The organism is Vibrio lentus (assembly GCF_030409755.1).
Lineage (GTDB): Bacteria > Pseudomonadota > Gammaproteobacteria > Enterobacterales > Vibrionaceae > Vibrio > Vibrio lentus.
In genome coordinates, this window is the sequence record NZ_JAUFQE010000002.1 from 3,668,739 (window position 1) to 3,686,050 (window position 17,312).

General features: G+C 44.8%; 14 protein-coding genes. 6 read left to right on the forward strand and 8 right to left on the reverse strand.

From position 1 onward, the window contains the following. Positions 1–129 precede the first annotated feature (129 nt). Positions 130–1,623, reverse strand: coding sequence for a carbon starvation CstA family protein (locus QWZ07_RS25165; RefSeq protein WP_019820541.1), 1,494 nt, complete (start codon positions 1,621–1,623; stop codon positions 130–132). A gap of 334 nt (positions 1,624–1,957) precedes the next feature. Between QWZ07_RS25165 and QWZ07_RS25170 the strand changes: the two genes are divergently transcribed. Then, positions 1,958–2,308 carry a DUF2799 domain-containing protein gene (locus QWZ07_RS25170; RefSeq protein WP_017110502.1) on the forward strand — a complete coding sequence of 117 codons (351 nt, stop codon included), beginning with the start codon at positions 1,958–1,960 and terminating at the stop codon, positions 2,306–2,308. 153 nt (positions 2,309–2,461) lie between these two features. On the opposite strand, the gene murQ is transcribed toward QWZ07_RS25170, so the two are convergent. Genes murQ through QWZ07_RS25190 form a run of 4 tightly spaced genes read right to left on the reverse strand, consistent with a single transcriptional unit; the run spans position 2,462 to position 7,017 of the window. Then, positions 2,462–3,382 carry an N-acetylmuramic acid 6-phosphate etherase gene (murQ, locus tag QWZ07_RS25175; protein WP_192854074.1) on the reverse strand — a complete coding sequence of 307 codons (921 nt, stop codon included), beginning with the start codon at positions 3,380–3,382 and terminating at the stop codon, positions 2,462–2,464. A gap of 45 nt (positions 3,383–3,427) precedes the next feature. Next, positions 3,428–4,540, reverse strand: a complete 1,113-nt coding sequence (locus QWZ07_RS25180; RefSeq protein WP_192854075.1) for an anhydro-N-acetylmuramic acid kinase — start codon at positions 4,538–4,540, stop codon at positions 3,428–3,430. Continuing rightward, positions 4,540–5,421, reverse strand: a complete 882-nt coding sequence (locus tag QWZ07_RS25185; RefSeq protein ID WP_192854076.1) for a glucosamine kinase nucleotide-binding domain-containing protein — start codon at positions 5,419–5,421, stop codon at positions 4,540–4,542. Before QWZ07_RS25185 ends, QWZ07_RS25180 begins: the two co-directional genes overlap by 1 nt. Before the next feature lie 3 nt (positions 5,422–5,424). Then, positions 5,425–7,017: a sodium:solute symporter gene (locus QWZ07_RS25190; protein ID WP_192854077.1), complete on the reverse strand. Its 1,593-nt coding sequence runs from the start codon at positions 7,015–7,017 to the stop codon at positions 5,425–5,427. Positions 7,018–7,278: 261 nt separating this feature from the next. Between QWZ07_RS25190 and QWZ07_RS25195 the strand changes: the two genes are divergently transcribed. The 4 genes from QWZ07_RS25195 (at position 7,279) to tyrA (ending at position 11,693) form a co-directional block, all read left to right on the forward strand. Continuing rightward, complete coding sequence (locus QWZ07_RS25195) at positions 7,279–8,127, forward strand: MurR/RpiR family transcriptional regulator (RefSeq protein ID WP_192854078.1); 849 nt, start codon at positions 7,279–7,281, stop codon at positions 8,125–8,127. 11 nt (positions 8,128–8,138) lie between these two features. Then, entirely contained in the window at positions 8,139–9,128 is a 990-nt protein-coding gene (gene nagZ, locus QWZ07_RS25200; RefSeq protein ID WP_192854079.1) for a beta-N-acetylhexosaminidase, read from the forward strand. A 246-nt stretch (positions 9,129–9,374) separates the two neighbouring features. Continuing rightward, a complete protein-coding gene (locus QWZ07_RS25205; RefSeq protein ID WP_010434849.1) occupies positions 9,375–10,448 on the forward strand; it encodes a 3-deoxy-7-phosphoheptulonate synthase in 1,074 nt (357 codons plus the stop codon). 117 nt (positions 10,449–10,565) lie between these two features. Continuing rightward, positions 10,566–11,693: a bifunctional chorismate mutase/prephenate dehydrogenase gene (tyrA, locus tag QWZ07_RS25210; RefSeq protein ID WP_017084805.1), complete on the forward strand. Its 1,128-nt coding sequence runs from the start codon at positions 10,566–10,568 to the stop codon at positions 11,691–11,693. Between the two features lie 144 nt (positions 11,694–11,837). Here the strand turns inward: tyrA and QWZ07_RS25215 are convergent, their stop codons facing one another. From QWZ07_RS25215 to ettA, 3 genes are all read right to left on the reverse strand, one after another. Continuing rightward, positions 11,838–12,848 carry a M23 family metallopeptidase gene (locus QWZ07_RS25215; RefSeq protein ID WP_192854080.1) on the reverse strand — a complete coding sequence of 337 codons (1,011 nt, stop codon included), beginning with the start codon at positions 12,846–12,848 and terminating at the stop codon, positions 11,838–11,840. A 48-nt stretch (positions 12,849–12,896) separates the two neighbouring features. Next, a complete protein-coding gene (locus QWZ07_RS25220; protein WP_065105649.1) occupies positions 12,897–13,265 on the reverse strand; it encodes a PilZ domain-containing protein in 369 nt (122 codons plus the stop codon). A gap of 90 nt (positions 13,266–13,355) precedes the next feature. After that, positions 13,356–15,023, reverse strand: a complete 1,668-nt coding sequence (gene ettA / locus QWZ07_RS25225; protein ID WP_017110510.1) for an energy-dependent translational throttle protein EttA — start codon at positions 15,021–15,023, stop codon at positions 13,356–13,358. Positions 15,024–15,286: 263 nt separating this feature from the next. Here ettA and sltY point away from each other — a divergent pair, with 263 nt between their 5' ends. Continuing rightward, a complete protein-coding gene (gene sltY, locus QWZ07_RS25230; RefSeq protein ID WP_192854081.1) occupies positions 15,287–17,236 on the forward strand; it encodes a murein transglycosylase in 1,950 nt (649 codons plus the stop codon). Positions 17,237–17,312 lie beyond the last annotated feature (76 nt).

Here is a 17,312-nt window from a genome sequence, read left to right on the forward strand (position 1 = left end):
AGTGGACGGGCTTTAGTCTTAATTTCCACGAATCACTGGGTGATTACGGGAGCAAGCGAAGTTGTGCTTGGCAGTTCTTTTGTCTCTTTCTATGAAGATTGGTCTCTTTTTCCCAAGAGCCTAAAAGAACTAGGCTGTTTTAGTCACTGGTTTTGGCTCTTGATCTTGCTCGTCGTCAGCTAGGTCGATATCACCTTTGCCTTTAGAAATCTTGATAACGTAAGCCGTAATCAGTAGAGATGAAACCACACCTACGATTGTTGAGATTTGCATAGGTAGACCAAAACCTAGTTGGCTGTTGTTCAGAATGAATGTGATACACACAGACGTCATGAAGATAGCTGGAACCGTTGTTACCCAGTGCAGTTTGTTGTGGCGAAGTAGGTACGCTGAAGCTGTCCACAGCATCATTACTGCTGTTGATTGGTTAGCAAAGCCGAAGTAGCGCCAGATGATACCGAAATCTACTTGAGTCAGGATGCCACCAAGAACGAATAGCGGTAGAGCCATCAGTAGGCGGTTGCGCAGTGTTTTCTGTTCCATGTTGAAGTATTCAGCAAGGATAAGACGGCTTGAACGGAACGCTGTGTCACCAGAAGTGATAGGTAGGATAACCACGCCAAGGAAAGCAAGGATACCGCCAAATACACCCAGTAGACCAAATGAAGCACTGTATACCACGTTACCTGGGCCGCCGTTTGCAATCGCGTCAGACAAAGACTCAACTGAACCGAAGAATGATAGAGCAAGTGCACACCAGATTAGAGCGATGATGCCTTCACCAATCATTGCACCGTAGAATACGAAGCGACCGTTCTTCTCGTTTTCCATACAACGCGCCATCAAAGGAGACTGAGTTGCGTGGAAGCCAGAAATAGCACCACATGCGATAGTGATGAATAGAGCAGGCCAAAGTGGTAGGTCATTCGGGTTCATGTTGGTGAACATGTCTTTCATCTCGAAGCCACCCATGATTTGGTGCTCGTCAGATAGACCAATCGCAGTGATTAGGCCAACAGACATAAAGATAAGTAGTGCACCGAACAGTGGGTAGAAGCGACCAATGATTTTATCGACAGGGACAATCGTTGCGATGATGTAGTAAGCAAAGATGATAACAACCATCGTAGTTGCAGACATCGCGAAATCAGTTTGGTCGTTCACTAGGTTAGTGATCATGCCTGCAGGAGCAGATACGAATACCACACCAACTAGAAGCAGTAGAACAATGGCAAAGATGTTCATAAAGTGTTTTGCGCCATTGCCTAGGTAACGGCCAGTGATAGTTGGAACCGAAGCACCACCATTACGGATAGATAACATACCTGAGAAGTAGTCGTGTACTGCACCTGCGAAGATACAACCTAGCACGATCCAAAGCATCGCTGCCGGGCCGTAAAGGGCACCCATGATAGGGCCGAAGATTGGACCAACACCTGCAATGTTAAGCAGCTGAACTAGGTAAACCTTTGGCGTCGACATTGGAACGTAGTCCACGCCGTCTTGCTTGGTATGAGCAGGTGTTTGACGCTTTTCATTGATACCGAAGATCTTCTCGATAAAGGCACCGTAAATAAAGTAGCCACCAATGAGTGCTGCAACACAGGTAAGAAACCACATCATAATTTGTTATCCCTGAATGTATTAATTAAGTCAGGGTGTATATTAAAGGAGTCGATGAGAAGAAACTTCCGCTACTGGAGTGAGTGGTCGAATAGCCACTTAAGTGGTGTTATAACTGATTGAGTGGTTTGTTACGTTTATAGAGCGGTTGGTTATTCGTGTTGAGAAGTGTCTTACTTCTGGCAAGTGGTGACTTATCAGCTTTAAGCGGTAACCAATAGATATCAGTGGCAGATAACAGACATAAGTGGACATCAGCCAGTGTTCAGCGGAGAATTACCACAAAGGCAGCGCTTCGTCAGGAAGTGGTGAAGTAACAATATAAAGGATTGAAATGAAAAAAATAATAACACTATTCGCCGTGGCATTTAGCCTTGCAGGATGCAGCGCTAATGTTCAAGATCTAGCAGCTGAAGGTAACTGGCAAGAGATCGGTTACCGAGATGGTATCAAGGGTAATACTCAGCGTTCGTATTCAGAGATGACTGAGCTTGGTGCTGTTGATCAAGCCAGTTATACAGAAGGTTATCACTTAGGTGTGGCAGAGTTCTGTAATCCTAACCATGCTTATCAGATTGGTTTGTCTGGTCAGGTGTATGAAGGTGTGTGTTCTGGTACGGAAGACGCTCAACGTTTCCGTATGGAATGGCAACGTGGCTGGGATGAGTTCTCGAACGACTATTAATCCGGCTTGCGGTTAATTCTTGATTTCGTTAAATAAAAAATCCGCTAAATAAAAAGCATCTAGCTAAATAAAAAACCAGTACCCATGTGTACTGGTTTTTTGTATAACGCCGAATCAATAACGCTTAATCAATATGAGAGTCTACCTGTCGGTTTATTGATTATTCTCTACCGCTTTTCTTAAGAAGCCGTGTTGTTGATCAAGCTGAGCTTTGGCCGATTCAAAATCGAGCCCTGTCAGAATCATCAAAATCGCCAGCTTCACGTCATAATCGGTGGTTTTCAGCGTCGATACTGCCAGTGCTTTATCGCACTCCGTCGCTTGGATAACGATACGAGCAGCGCGGGCAACCAACTTTTCATTGGTCGCTTTTACGTCGACCATCAAGTTCTGATAGCTCTTACCAATACGAATCATGCTTGCAGTGGTGAGCATGTTAAGTACCAGTTTTTGTGCTGTCCCTGATTTTAAACGAGTTGACCCCGTTAAGGCTTCAGGGCCAACCACTGGGCTTATCGCGATTTGAGCAATTTCGGCAATTGGAGAGCCAGGGTTACAAGACAGCGCAACCGTCACTGCACCAATCTGATTCGCATAGTTGAGCGCACCAATCACGTAAGGTGTACGGCCACTAGCTGCAATGCCTACCACGACATCATTCTCTGTAAATTGAATGGCTTTCAGGTCTTCAATACCGAGAGTCAGTGAATCTTCCGCTCCCTCTTTGGCTTTTAAAATCGCTTCTGGTCCGCCAGCGATTAAGCCGATAACCATTTTGTCTGAAACACCGAAAGTCGGAGGGCATTCTGAGGCATCTAAAACACCTAGTCGACCACTGGTGCCTGCGCCCATATAGATCAGTCGGCCACCGTTTTGAAAGGCGTGAGCGATCTTATCAACTGATTTCGCGATCTGTGGTAATTCGGCTTCGATCGCCAGTGGGACTTGTTTGTCTTGTTGGTTAATCTTTTCAACCACTTCGAGAGAGGTGAGTAGATCAATATCCATAGTGTCAGGGTTTCTCCCCTCCGAAACGAGGTGCGAGAGCGCTGATATGAGAGCGTCGTTACTCATAATGATCCTTAAATGGTGATTCTAAAATGATGGTTCTAAAATTGTTTAGTCCGCACGATAAAGAACGCCTAGAGAGGCTGCTCTACTTGCGCCAGTTACTTCTGGTAAATTGCTTGGCAGTTGATGTATGTGCCGTTGAGCAAGCCACGCAAAGGCCATGGCTTCCATATAATCGGCATCAACGCCTTTACTGGTGGTTGATTCAACCTCCCAGCTAGGAAGCAGTTCAGACAGTCTCTTCATCAACAATGGATTTCTCGTACCACCGCCACACACATACAGTGCAGGTTGGTTACCCAAGCGATAAGTTTCCACTTCATTGGCTATCGTCAATGCGGTGTATTCACAAAGTGTGTACTGAACATCTTCTGCTGCAAGGTCTTTAAATTCTGTTAATTGTTGTTCTAGCCACGGTAGATTAAACAGCTCTCTGCCAGTGCTTTTCGGTGGCATTTTAGATAGATAAGATTCGTTCAACAGCTGTTCGAGTAAGGCCTGATTTAGTTGGCCTTTGAGAGCGAACAGCGCGTCACGGTCAAACTTCTCACCCGTGTGTTTATCTACCCAAGCGTCCATCAACATATTGCCCGGGCCAGTATCATAACCAAGAGTAGGCTGGTTCGGGCGCAGCACTGAAATATTCGAGATACCACCAATATTCAACACCACAACTGAGCTGTCTTGCGGGTGAAAGATCGTATGGTGAAACGCAGGTACTAATGGCGCACCTTGTCCGCCAAGCGCCATGTCTTTGCGTCTGAAGTCGGCGACCGTTTGAATCTGTGTTTTAGCGGCAATGATATTGGCGTCACCCAATTGCATGGTAAATGGCGAATCACCGGTTGGCTGGTGGAATACTGTTTGGCCATGGTTACCAATCGCAGTCACAGAAGATGCAGGCGTACCTGACTTATCGAGAAGTTGTAGAACCGCATCAGCAAATAGATGACCAAGCTGGTGGTCGAGTTCACCAATGGCAATCAAATCGGTTTTCTGTCCAATACAAACCTCAAGCAAACGCGCTTTGATATCATCTGGCATAGGAAACTCATCATGAGCGAGCAATGTGATACCAGTGTCTTCTATCGAAACTAAGGCCGTATCAACGCCGTCCATACTCGTCCCTGACATCACACCAATGTATAACTCTGACTTCATTACGAGTCTCCTAAGTTGAGCTGATTAATCTTCTGGTTAGCCAATACTTCTGCGCCATCCAGAGCATTGCCTTGAACATGTAAACTACGATCTTGAATCGCTGGTGAGAGACGCTCACGATAGAACTGTCCTAAGCTACCCAAGAACATAATAGGTAGCGTGTTGTTACTAGAACAAGCCTGAGTGAGCTGCTCTATTTGAGTGGCCCCTTGTTCTATAATCGCTTTTGCCGTTGAACATTGTGATTCAATGTCGACCAGAGCTCTTGCAAACTGAGCATAATCAGTCGCGTTCGCTTGGCTAATCCATTCTAAGATTTGGCTACGTTTGCTACCGGTTTTCTTCATGACTAAATCGCGAGTCAAAGATGAATCCTGATTGTCGAACTCGGCGAGGGTCTGTTGAACCGCTCGAAAGCCAAGCCAAGCGCCACCGCCTTGGTCGCCAATTGGAAATCCCCATCCGCCAAATTGCAGGGTCTCATGTAGAGAGTCTAATTGGATGGCAACTGACCCCGTTCCTATCGCAATACAATTTACACCTTGTCCTGCATTGGCACCAAATACTGATGCTTCTGCATCGGTTGTGATGTACAGGTGAGGACAATGCGCTAAAGCGGACTTTAACTTGGACTTTAACTGCGTATTACCCGCTCCCGCGACACCCAACACAATATAACATTGTTTCGGTATTATCTGGTTTGTCGCTAGAATTTCATCAATATAATTAGTGAGTTGAGTCACCGCAGCTTCACCGTATAGGGTTAATGAAGTCGCCGGTAAAATGAACTCCTCAATCACTATTGATGTGGGCTCTATTTTCTTAAGTCTGACGGCGGTTTTTGTTCCGCCGCCATCGACTGCCAAGGTGTGTGTAATCATCCACTAGACCGTTTGTAGCTTGTTGACTTCTTGAGTCTGTTTTTTACCTGCTAAGCAGACAACCAACGAGACCAAGGTGCCAATACATAATTGATAAGGGAAAGCCAATCGAATACCAACCCAGTCAGCGTTAATCACGCCCATCACGCTATCCCACACGTAAGCCTGCATCAGTAATGTCGTTAAGAAACCGGCGATAAGGGCTAGAGCAACCGAGGTTTCGTTGCCACGTTCAGTAAAGATTGCAGTGAAGTACACGCCCAGTAAACCTGTGTAGGCAAACACCATCACACTCAGTGCAAATGATAACAGTGGCATGTCGGTGTATTGCTGCCAGTAATAACACAAGATGCCCATACTACCCAGAGCGGCTGCTGCTACAGCCATACCAACGCGTCCAGCTTTCACGTAATGGAAGTCATCTTGCTCTCCTTTACGAGCTTCTAACCAAGGCTTGTAAATATCTTGTACCGCAACTGAAGACATAGAGTTTAAGCCGGAGTTTAACGTTGAAAGTGCTGCTGCAACCACACCAACAGTCACTAAGCCACGAAGACCCGCAGGCATTTCATTCAGCACGTAGTACATGAAGATCGTTACGTTTTCGCCATTAAAGTTTTGCACGACTTCTTTGCCTTCCACACCCATTAGCTCAGGCCTTTGATAGAAGACATACAGTAGCAAGCCAATAGACATGAATACGAGCACAACTGGAATCGAAAAGATGATTGAGTTGATCATCGCCTTTGAACCTTGCTTGGCATCTTTGCACGTCAACACACGTTGCGTCATGTCTTGATCAAGGCCAAATGCACCGATGTTTAATAGGACAAAGCCAGTGATACATGCCCAGAAACTAAAGGTGCCAGCAGGGCTAAAGTCGAGAGTGAAATCGAGTAAGGTCAGCTTAGACGATTGGCCTTCGCCAGGGTTTGCTAGTACTTGAGCTATTTGGCCGAAGTCGGCTGGAATTTGTCCCAGTAAGTAGATGATGACGGCAATAGCAGCACCGACATACACCACAAGTTGAATTAGGTCACTCCAGATGACGGAACGAATGCCACCCATGTAGGTATAAGCAAGGCCGACAGCGACTAAAATAACAACTGAAGTCACCACACTGCTGGGGGCAATATCGGTAAACAGAATCATCGAGACTGCAATCGCAGCCATGTAGAGGCGAGCACCTGAAGCAAACACTCGGCCGACCAAATACATCACGCCTGCACGTTGTTTGGTTTTCTCGCCAAAGCGCACTTTGAGTAGTTCATAAACGGTTGAGACTTTGTTTTGATAGAAACGAGGAATAAGTACCAAGGCAACGAAGATGGCACCAATAATGCCGCCAATGTTGGTCGCTAAGTAGGTTAAGTCACCACGGTAGCTAGATTCTGGCCCGCCTAAGAACGTCGCAGCAGATTGTGATGTCGCGAGCACCGAGATAGCCACGACCCACATTGGCATCGAATTACCACCTAAAAAGTAGTCCTTAGTGCTCGTTATTTTTGTTCGGCTGAAGTGCCAACCTGTAAAAGCAATAATGGCGAAATATATCGCAAATACGGCCCAGTCCAGTGAGGTAAATAGTGAATTCATAGCAGCTCCGTAGCATGAATAGGGTAGAGGGTAGAGGGTAGAGGGTACTTATAGTTATTTTTTCAGAATGTCAGTTTGAATAATGAGTTTCAAAATCTATTCCTTGGTGGAATAGTGACCAATGCTTTTCTTTGACCATGCTCCCAGAAGGCTGTGTTAGCTATTCCATATGAGAGAATTCATTGGAATAATTATTCCAATGAAAATACAAAACTCGTTATGATAACGAAGAACTGGCAGAGGTAAGGGGAAGGGCATTTAGTGAAAGGCATTGCGAAAGTAAAAGCGCTGTTACCCAAGCTGTCTCCATCTGATGCGTTGGTGGCGCGATATGTTCTTGATCACCCACAACAGGTGAAGCAACTATCTTCGTCCGAGTTGGCCAAAGCCGTCGGAGTGAGCCAGTCAACGATAGTGAAGTTTAGTCAGAAGCTTGGTTATAAAGGGTTTTCAGAGATGAAGGTCAAACTCTACCAAAGCGATATGACTTATCAGCCCGTATCTCAACGTGGCATACATGGCACTATCACTCGTAAAGATCAACCCGACATGGTGATGGACAAACTTCTTGCAAGCAAAACACAATCGCTTGAGCGCACTGTGTTATTAAATGAAGGTGAGCAGCTAAACCATGCCGCAGATATTTTGCATCTTGCGCGTAAGGTGCAGATCTCAGGCGTAGGCGCTTCATCTTTGGTGGCGAAAGATCTTGCCTATAAGTTGATGAAAATAGGCCATGCTGCCAATGCAGAGCAGGATGCCCATATTCAAATTGCCAATGCCGCTTCTCTTTCTGAAAATGATGTGTTGATTGCGATTTCTTATTCTGGAAACACCAGAGAAGTGGTGAAGGTTGCTCAGCTAGCCAGATCGAAAAAGGCCAAGGTGATAGTGATTAGTCAGCTATCCCCTTCTGCTTTAGACAAATACGCTGATATTAAGTTGATATCAGCAGCCGACGAAAATCATATTCGCAGTTCATCTATAACTGCTCGTGATAGCCAACTTTTTATTACTGACTTGTTGTTCATTGCGTTAACTCAGCAGGAAGAGCAAGCCGACCAATTAATTGAACAAAGTAAATCTGCAGTAGCAGAATTTAAGCAATAAAAGGATATTGTATGGGACCGTTGTGGGTAGATGTTGCGGGCTATGAGCTAACAGCTGAAGACAGAGAAATTTTAGAGCACCCAACCGTTGGTGGTCTCATCTTATTTGCTAGAAACTACCACGATAGTAAACAGCTATCGGCGTTAAATAAAGAGATCCGCAAAGTTGCAAAACGTCCTATTTTAATCGGTGTTGACCAAGAAGGTGGCCGAGTTCAACGCTTCCGCGATGGTTTTTCAATTATCCCAGCAGCTCAAGAATTTGCGACCAAGAATAATGGCGAGCAATTAGCAGAACAAGCGGGTTGGTTGATGGCGGCGGAGTTGATTGCCCATGATATCGATCTGAGCTTTGCGCCTGTTTTAGACAAAGGCCACGACTGTAAAGCGATTGGTAGCCGAGCATTTGGTGAAGATATTGATACCATCGTTCGCCACAGTAGTGCTTTTATTAAAGGCATGAAATCGGTTGGCATGGCGACAACAGGAAAGCACTTTCCAGGACACGGTGGCGTGATTGCTGATTCGCACCTTGAAACGCCTTACGATCCTAGAGACGATATCTTTGAAACTGATATGGCGATCTTCAAGGCTCAAATTGAAGCTGGAATATTAGATGCGATGATGCCTGCACACGTGGTTTTTTCTCACTATGATGATCAACCAGCTAGTGGCTCTGAGTATTGGTTGCAGAAAGTATTGAAGCAGCAGCTTGGATTTAAAGGCTTGGTATTCTCTGATGACTTAACGATGGAAGGCGCTGCAATTATGGGTGGGCCAACCGACAGAGCGAAGGCTGCTCTGAATGCGGGTTGCGACATGGTGTTGATGTGTAATAAACGAGATGCACAAATTGAGGCTCTTGATCACTTAGCGATTCAAGAGGTACCTTTAGCCAACTCATTGCTTAAAAAGCACAGCTTTGATTTACCGACGCTTCACTCGGATAGCCGATGGAAAGAGGCCTCAGAGCAAATTAAGCGGATGTTAAACGCTGGGTGATAAATAAACACTCTATAAGTTTTAAGAAGGCGATATTAAAAATATCGCCTTTTTTGTATGTGCTAGGCATGGTTTAGGCCTATTTGTGCCTCAGAATGAACTAAAGATAGGGTGTAAATTTAAATTTACATTAAATGTTTTTTATTGTTTACACTTGCAATCGTTTTTGTAGCTGTTATTGTGTTTTTAAAGATTGTTAGCCCAAATGGAAATGTTGGGTGTAAAAATAAATATACAGGTTGAGTTATGCAAAAAAGTGAATTAAGCAATGTCAATATCATCGACGAACAGGTACTGATTACTCCTGAGGAGTTAAAAGCGAAATTACCTTTGAGCGATAATGCTCGTCGTTTTATTCAAGAGTCTCGTGAAACGATTGCGAATATCATTCATAAGAAAGATCACCGTATGCTAATCGTGTGTGGTCCATGTTCTATTCACGATCTAGAAGCGGCGAAAGAGTACGCAAAACGCCTCAAAGCACTTTCTGAAGAACTGAGCGACCAACTGTATATTGTTATGCGTGTTTACTTTGAAAAGCCTCGTACCACGGTTGGTTGGAAAGGTTTGATCAATGACCCACATCTAGATGGTACGTTCGATATTGAGCATGGTCTGCATGTAGGTCGTGAGCTTTTAGTTGAATTAGCTGAGATGGAAATCCCACTAGCGACAGAAGCACTAGACCCAATCAGCCCACAATACCTAGCAGATACATTCAGCTGGGCCGCGATTGGTGCACGTACGACTGAATCTCAAACTCACCGTGAAATGGCAAGTGGCCTTTCAATGCCAATCGGCTTTAAGAATGGTACTGACGGTAACTTAGGTACTGCAATTAATGCGATGCAGGCTGCTTCTTCTAGTCACCGTTTCATGGGTATCAGCCGCGAAGGTGAGGTTGCACTGCTAACGACTCAGGGTAACCCAAACGGTCACGTGATTTTACGTGGTGGTAAGCAGACGAACTACGATTCAGTATCTGTACACGAATGTGAGCAAGAGCTGGGTAAATCTGGTTTAGAAGCGGCGTTGATGGTTGATTGCAGCCACGCTAACTCTCGTAAAGACTTCCGTCGTCAACCATTGGTTGCTGAAGACGTTATCCACCAAGTGCGTGAAGGCAATAAATCAATTATAGGCCTGATGATTGAGAGCCACATTAACGAAGGTAATCAGCCGTCAGATATTCCTCTAAATGAGATGAAATACGGCGTTTCTATTACCGACGCGTGTATCAATTGGGAGTCAACTGAGGCACTATTGAAGCATGCACATACGGAATTAGTCCCGTTTTTAGAGAACCGCCTGAAAGGTTAGCCAGAGTTTAAATTTAAGTGCCTCATCTAATGGGGCATTTTAAGATCTGTCGCTAACGAACCTGCGTCAATGCGGGCTTTTAGATTAGTACGGGCTTATAGATTAGTAAGGAATAAAATGGCCGTTGAACTGAACGAATTACGCGACCAAATCGATGCTGTCGATAAACAAATGTTGGATTTACTGGCTCAACGACTGGCTCTAGTAGAGAAAGTCGGCGAAGTGAAAAGTGAACATGGTTTACCTATTTATGTACCGGAACGTGAAGCCGCGATGTTGGCATCTCGTCGTCAAGAAGCCGAGAAAATAGGGGTTCCGCCACAGTTAATCGAAGATATTTTGCGTCGTACTATGCGTGAGTCTTATGCCAGTGAAAAAGATTCTGGTTTTAAGTGTCTTAACCCAGAGTTGCGTTCAGTGGTTATCGTTGGTGGTAATGGTCAACTTGGCGGTCTGTTTGGCCGTATGTTCAAGCTTTCTGGCTACGAAGTGAAAATCCTTGGCAGCCAAGATTGGGATAGAGCCGATGAGATCTTAGATAATGCCGGCCTTGTGGTTGTTACGGTTCCAATTCACCTGACGGAAGGTGTGATTGCGAAGCTGGGTAACCTACCAAGCGATTGTATTCTTTGTGATTTGACGTCGATTAAATCAAAGCCTCTACAAGCCATGATGAACATGCACCAAGGCCCTGTGGTTGGATTACACCCAATGTTTGGTCCTGATGTTCCAAGCCTTGCGAAACAAGTGATTGTTTACAGTGATGGACGTGGTTCTGAAAGCTACCAATGGTTGCTGAATCAATTTGGTATTTGGGGCGCGAGCCTTTGCCAGATGGATGCTGCTGAACACGATCACGGCATGACTCTGATTCAAGCACTTCGTCACTTCACCTCTTTTGCTTACGGCTTGCACCTGAGTAAAGAGAATCCAAACATTGATCAGCTTCTGAAGCTAAGTTCGCCAATCTACCGACTGGAGATTGCGATGGTTGGCCGTTTGTTTGCTCAAGACCCGAACTTATACGGTGATATCATTCTTTCTTCGGATGAGAATATTGAGATGATTCGACGTTTCCATAGTCGTTTCGGCGAAGCATTAGAAATCTTGGATGGGAAAGATAAAGCCAAGTTTGTTGATAGCTTTAATCAAGTCAGTGATTGGTTTGGTGACTACTCACAGCAGTTCTTGCAAGAGAGCCAAAACCTTTTAAAACAAGCACATGACTCGATTCATCGTGGCTAATCACTATTTGAAATTATAAAAAAAGAGCGACCTGATGGTCGCTCTTTTTGTTTGTGCTGAATGCTATAAAAGCATTTGGCCTACAGTAGTCTAAAAGCAATTAGATCATCATAGGCCAAACCAACATCTCCTAATAACCAACAACTAGTTAGTCGTGATAGGCTTTTTGTTCTCTTCACTCGATACGGTGTCGATAGTCGAGCTAATGTAAGGCACGTTAGTCAGGTTGATCTGCAAGCGAACTACATTATCAATCAGTTGAACCAGTGGACCCCACTTAACTTTTTTCTCTTTCTCGAACACGTAGTTGAAGTTTTCCGGTGTCCAATCCATCAAGTATTGAGGATTCAATGAACGACCAAGGAAGCGTACTTCATAATGCAGGTGTGGCCCGGTTGAGTTACCTGAGTTACCACAACTCGCGATCACATCACCTTTACTAACAAACTGACCGCTGCGAACTTTGAATTTTTGTAGGTGCGCGTAAGAACTCATGAAGCCGAACGAGTGACGCATAGTAATAAAGTTACCGAAGCCTTTTTTACTTGGGCGTACCGTTTCAATGACTCCATCTGCGGGCGCGACAATGTCTTCACCACGTTTACACGTCAGGTCGATACCAGTATGTACATGACGTTTACCTGAGATAGGGTTAGTGCGGCTACCATAAGAAGAAGATATACGCTGATAAGCCATAGGACTGTCGTTTGGAATCAAGCGAAACATTGTGGCTCTTACTGCTGAATCTACCGCAGCCGCATCAATGCGATCTTCTAAAGAGACATCATCGGTAAGCAGCTCTTCATCGGCAAGGCCAAGTACTGATTCCACATCGAATACACGCTTACCAAGCAGTTGAATGGTGCCTTCTTTCTCGGTGAGTGTTTGCGATAACGAGTGATTGGTTTCTACCTGTTCAGCGTAAAGAAACTCAGTTTGCTCTTTTTCAACAATCAGCGTTTCAATCAACTGTTGTGCATCGCCCGCTTGCATTGCGAGCTCTTGTTTACCTTCGAAGTGTATGTAGGCAGCTCCGCCAATTAACAACGGCACTGAAAAAATTGCAGTGGTGCACATGAGCACGGCTTTTCGGCCGAAGTAAAACGTCTGTTCCCCATTGTTAGAGGGAATAGTAATGGAAATTTTTTTAGACATGGTTCTGTATTAACTAAATGCTTCTAATAGAAAAAGGTAATGGAGAGTTTATTCCTGACCTAAATCGGTAAGGTGTTCAATCTCTCTATAAAGCAGTTCATCGTCGCCGACATTAAGCTCAACAAGGCGCTTAAGGTGGCTAATACTATCAATATCTAAATGCTCTATGCGTAAACGCATTGAGGTATTGATGGTAGAGACTATCGTTGCTTCTAACTGAATATTGATATCACTGTTGGTGAGCTTAAAGCTGACTTGAACAGGAGCATCGTGGCTGAGTTGCTGCCATTTATCACATTGAATGAGTAAACCATGGAGAGATAAGTCTTGCACTGAGCCTGATACATTTACTTGTCCTTGTGAGATCTCAGTCGGGACTTGATAAATAACTCGTGAAAATTGACGTCTTTCAAGCATAGGTAATTTCTCTATATCAATAGGTAAATAGTAAGCCAGATATATCAAAGGCCGCTATTATCGCGGCCTTTGTTCAAAATACAAGCTAATTTACTTAGTAATACGCTTGTACTTGATACGGTGCGGTTCAGCCGCTTGTGCGCCCAGAGTCTTCTTCAGCCACTCTGTGTACTCAGTATAGTTACCTTCGTAGAAGTTAACTTGACCTTCATCACGGTAGTCTAAGATATGGGTCGCAATACGGTCAAGGAACCAACGGTCATGCGAGATAACCATTGCACAGCCAGGGAACTCAAGCAGCGCTTCTTCAAGTGCACGCAGAGTTTCGACATCAAGGTCATTGGTTGGTTCATCGAGTAGCAGTACGTTACCGCCCGCTTTTAGCAGTTTCGCTAGGTGAACACGGTTACGTTCACCACCAGAAAGCTGACCGATGATTTTCTGTTGGTCGTTGCCTTTGAAGTTGAAGCGAGAGCAGTATGCACGAGCAGGGATTTCGAAGTTGTTGATCTTAATGATATCAGCGCCTTCAGAGATCTCTTGGAATACTGTTTTGGTGTCGTCCATGCTGTCACGGAACTGATCAACAGAAGCAAGCTTAACCGTTTCGCCTAATTCAACTGTGCCTGAATCTGGCTGTTCTGCGCCGCTTAGCATCTTGAATAGTGTTGATTTACCCGCACCGTTGGCACCAACGATACCGACGATAGCGCCTTTAGGCATGCTGAACGATAGGTCGTCGATAAGAACACGGTCACCAAATGACTTAGTTAGGTTCTTAACTTCAAGTACCTTGTCACCTAAACGCTCACCTGGCGGGATGAACAGTTCGTTGGTTTCGTTACGCTTCTGGTATTGGCCAGTCGTTAGTTCTTCAAAACGAGCCATACGAGCTTTAGATTTAGCCTGACGGCCTTTAGGATTCTGACGAACCCATTCAAGTTCTTTCTCGATAGTCTTTTGACGTGCGCTTTCACCTGATTTCTCTTGCTTCAGACGCTCATCTTTCTGTTCTAGCCAAGATGTGTAGTTACCTTCCCATGGAATACCTTCACCACGGTCAAGTTCTAGAATCCAGCCAGCAGCGTTGTCTAGGAAGTAACGGTCGTGGGTAATTGCCACAACAGTACCGCTGTAATCAACAAGGAAGTGCTCAAGCCAAGCCACTGATTCTGCATCCAAGTGGTTGGTTGGTTCATCAAGAAGCAGCATGTCTGGCTTCTCTAGAAGTAGACGACAGATCGCAACACGACGACGTTCACCACCTGATAGGAATTCGATTTTCGCATCCCACTCAGGAAGACGAAGTGCATCAGCAGCACGCTCTAGAGCTGTCTCTAGGTTGTGGCCGTCTTTCGCTTGGATAAGTGCTTCAAGCTCGCCTTGCTCTTTAGCAAGAGCATCGAAATCTGCGTCTGGTTCTGCGTAAGCTGCGTAAACAGCATCGATACGCTTAAGTGCGTCAGCAACATCAGAAACCGCTTCTTCTACGATTTCACGGACTGTTTTTGATTCGTCTAGTACAGGCTCTTGCGGTAGGTAACCGACTTTAAGGCCTTGCTGTGCACGAGCTTCACCATCAATATCAGTATCAATACCAGCCATGATACGTAGTAGGGTAGATTTACCTGAACCATTTAGACCCAAAACACCGATTTTAGCGCCAGGAAAAAAGCTAAGAGAAATGTCTTTAAGAATTTGACGCTTAGGTGGAACAGTTTTGCTCACCCGAGACATGGTATATACGTATTCAGCCATTGCCGATCGATCCTAATTATTGTTCAAAATTGTCTGCTATTTTATACCAATATCCCCAAAGATGTTACTCCTAGGACAGAAAAGCCATTCTTGAACTAATCCTTACTTATTATTGTCACATTGGTCATTAAAACTATATTTAATAGGCTTCTGAGGCGAAGTGTTAAATATTAATAATATTTACACTCAAACTCTTTACATTTGATGTGATGTCGGGCGTAAATAGACTTCACGTATTCATACACGCACTAAGGAAAGAGCGAATGTTTTTCCGCATTGGTAATACGAAAATTGCTGTCGCTGCATCGGCAATTTTGTCTTCATTTTCACTGGCTCCGATGGCTTTGGCGAGCAATGCATCTGAGCTTGAAATGCAGCGTGATGTTTATGACAGAGCGCAAGAGGTTTTGGACAACCGAGATCTAAAAGCCTACTCCGCGCTGCGCAACAAAATTCAAACATACCCTCTAACGCCATACACTGATTATCGCGCCTTTCTCATAGGCCTAGGTGATCGCACACCTGCTGAAGTGGATGCTTTTATTGAAGAGAATAAAGCGCTGCCATTTTCGAATCGTATGCGTGCGCCTTACTTAGATTCATTGGCCTCTCAAAAGCAGTGGCAAACGATACTGGAATTTCAAACTCAAGAGCCAGTTGGTGAAAAATACCAATGTATCTACTATCGAGCGCATTATGAGCAAGGTAATCAAGAGCTCGCGTTCAAAGGTGCGAAACAGCTTTGGTTAAGTGGTAGTGGTGTTGATGACGCCTGTGACCCACTTTTTGAAGGATGGGATAAAGCCGGTTTAAGAACGGATGATCTGATACTCGAAAGGATGCTATTAGCGTTTGAAGGCCGTAACGGTAAGCTGATGACCTATCTGATTAAGCAATTAGATCATGATGAGTCAATTGCTCAAGCTAAGCAGATGAAGGCATTGTACAACAAGCCTGAAAATGTGCTCGCGTTTGCTAAGAAGCACCCTGCGAATGAATTTTATCAAGTTCAAACCGAGTTTGGTTTTGAGAAACTGGCAAGGAAGTCAGCAAGCAGTGCTCAAGAGATTTTTGATGATGTTGTGAAAGCTCAAAAGCTATCTAAAGAAAAATCTCAAGAGTTAGCAGATTACCTCACGTTCCGTTTGATCAATACCGATTCTGAAGAGCTGATGGCGTGGCGAGACAAAATGCTCGCGAGTTCATCAAAGCAAGTTTTGCTGGAACGACGTGCTCGCTTAGCGATTCAACATGCCGATTGGACTGGCTTGAAAGAGTGGATTGCTCGCTTAGATGATAAACATCAAGCTTCGCTTCGTTGGCAATATTGGCAGGGTAGAGCTGAGATAGCGCTAGGTGAGACTGCTGAAGGTAACAAACGACTGTCAGACATTTTGGGTCAGCGTAATTTCTACAGTGTGGCTGCCGCTAAGCAGTTAGGTAAGCCTGTTCAGTACCCAACATCGACACTCAAATACAACGCTGAAACAGTAAAACCATTTGAGACTTCTTTGGTTCGAATCGGCGAGCTGATTGACCGAGATAAAATAGCAGCAGCGAAGAGTGAATGGCGTTGGTTGTTAACCAATGCTGATAAAGATCAGAAATCAATGCTTGCCGCTCATGCCGCGACACAACGTTGGAATCACTTTACGGTAACGGCGAGTATCTCAGCGAAGATGTGGGACAACATTGCGTTACGTTTCCCTGTCGCCCACAAGTGGTGGTTTAACTTCTATGCTGAAAAGCACGATATCGACCCGATCACTTTGATGTCTTTAGCGAGACAAGAGAGTGCAATGGATTCAGAGGCTCGCTCTCCGGTTGGGGCTCGCGGTATCATGCAAATCATGCCGAAGACGGCTCAATATACAGCGAAGAAGCATCAGATTAAGTATCAGGGTAGCGATGATCTTTACGATGTGAGTAAGAACATTGAGATTGGTAGTCATTACCTAGATGGGCTGCTGTCTCAATATGATAATAATCGTATTTTTGCTTTTGCTGCATACAACGCAGGTCCGAGCCGAGTGAAACAGTGGCGTTCACGCAGTGATGAAAAGTTAGATGCGTACGCCTTTATCGAAATGATCCCTTTCAAGGAGACTCGTGGATATGTTCAGAACATCTTGATGTTTGAGACTTACTATCGAGACATCTTGGGCGAGAAGGGAACGTTTTTAGCGCCTCATGAGGCAAAAACGAAATACTAAGCTCTCGGCGCTTTGTCCGAAACTGAGTAAATATTAAAGGCAGTGAGTGCGAACCATTTCTACTTACTGCCTTTTT

Bases quoted from the DNA above. Each gene is read 5' to 3' on its own strand.
- QWZ07_RS25165 (WP_019820541.1), bottom strand. From the start codon at position 1,623: ATGATGTGGTTTCTTACCTGTGTTGCAGCACTCATTGGTGGCTACTTT.
- QWZ07_RS25170 (WP_017110502.1), top strand. From the start codon at position 1,958: ATGAAAAAAATAATAACACTATTCGCCGTGGCATTTAGCCTTGCAGGA.
- murQ (WP_192854074.1), bottom strand. From the start codon at position 3,382: ATGAGTAACGACGCTCTCATATCAGCGCTCTCGCACCTCGTTTCGGAG.
- QWZ07_RS25180 (WP_192854075.1), bottom strand. From the start codon at position 4,540: ATGAAGTCAGAGTTATACATTGGTGTGATGTCAGGGACGAGTATGGAC.
- QWZ07_RS25185 (WP_192854076.1), bottom strand. From the start codon at position 5,421: ATGATTACACACACCTTGGCAGTCGATGGCGGCGGAACAAAAACCGCC.
- QWZ07_RS25190 (WP_192854077.1), bottom strand. From the start codon at position 7,017: ATGAATTCACTATTTACCTCACTGGACTGGGCCGTATTTGCGATATAT.
- nagZ (WP_192854079.1), top strand. From the start codon at position 8,139: ATGGGACCGTTGTGGGTAGATGTTGCGGGCTATGAGCTAACAGCTGAA.
- QWZ07_RS25205 (WP_010434849.1), top strand. From the start codon at position 9,375: ATGCAAAAAAGTGAATTAAGCAATGTCAATATCATCGACGAACAGGTA.
- tyrA (WP_017084805.1), top strand. From the start codon at position 10,566: ATGGCCGTTGAACTGAACGAATTACGCGACCAAATCGATGCTGTCGAT.
- QWZ07_RS25215 (WP_192854080.1), bottom strand. From the start codon at position 12,848: ATGTCTAAAAAAATTTCCATTACTATTCCCTCTAACAATGGGGAACAG.
- QWZ07_RS25220 (WP_065105649.1), bottom strand. From the start codon at position 13,265: ATGCTTGAAAGACGTCAATTTTCACGAGTTATTTATCAAGTCCCGACT.
- ettA (WP_017110510.1), bottom strand. From the start codon at position 15,023: ATGGCTGAATACGTATATACCATGTCTCGGGTGAGCAAAACTGTTCCA.
- sltY (WP_192854081.1), top strand. From the start codon at position 15,287: ATGTTTTTCCGCATTGGTAATACGAAAATTGCTGTCGCTGCATCGGCA.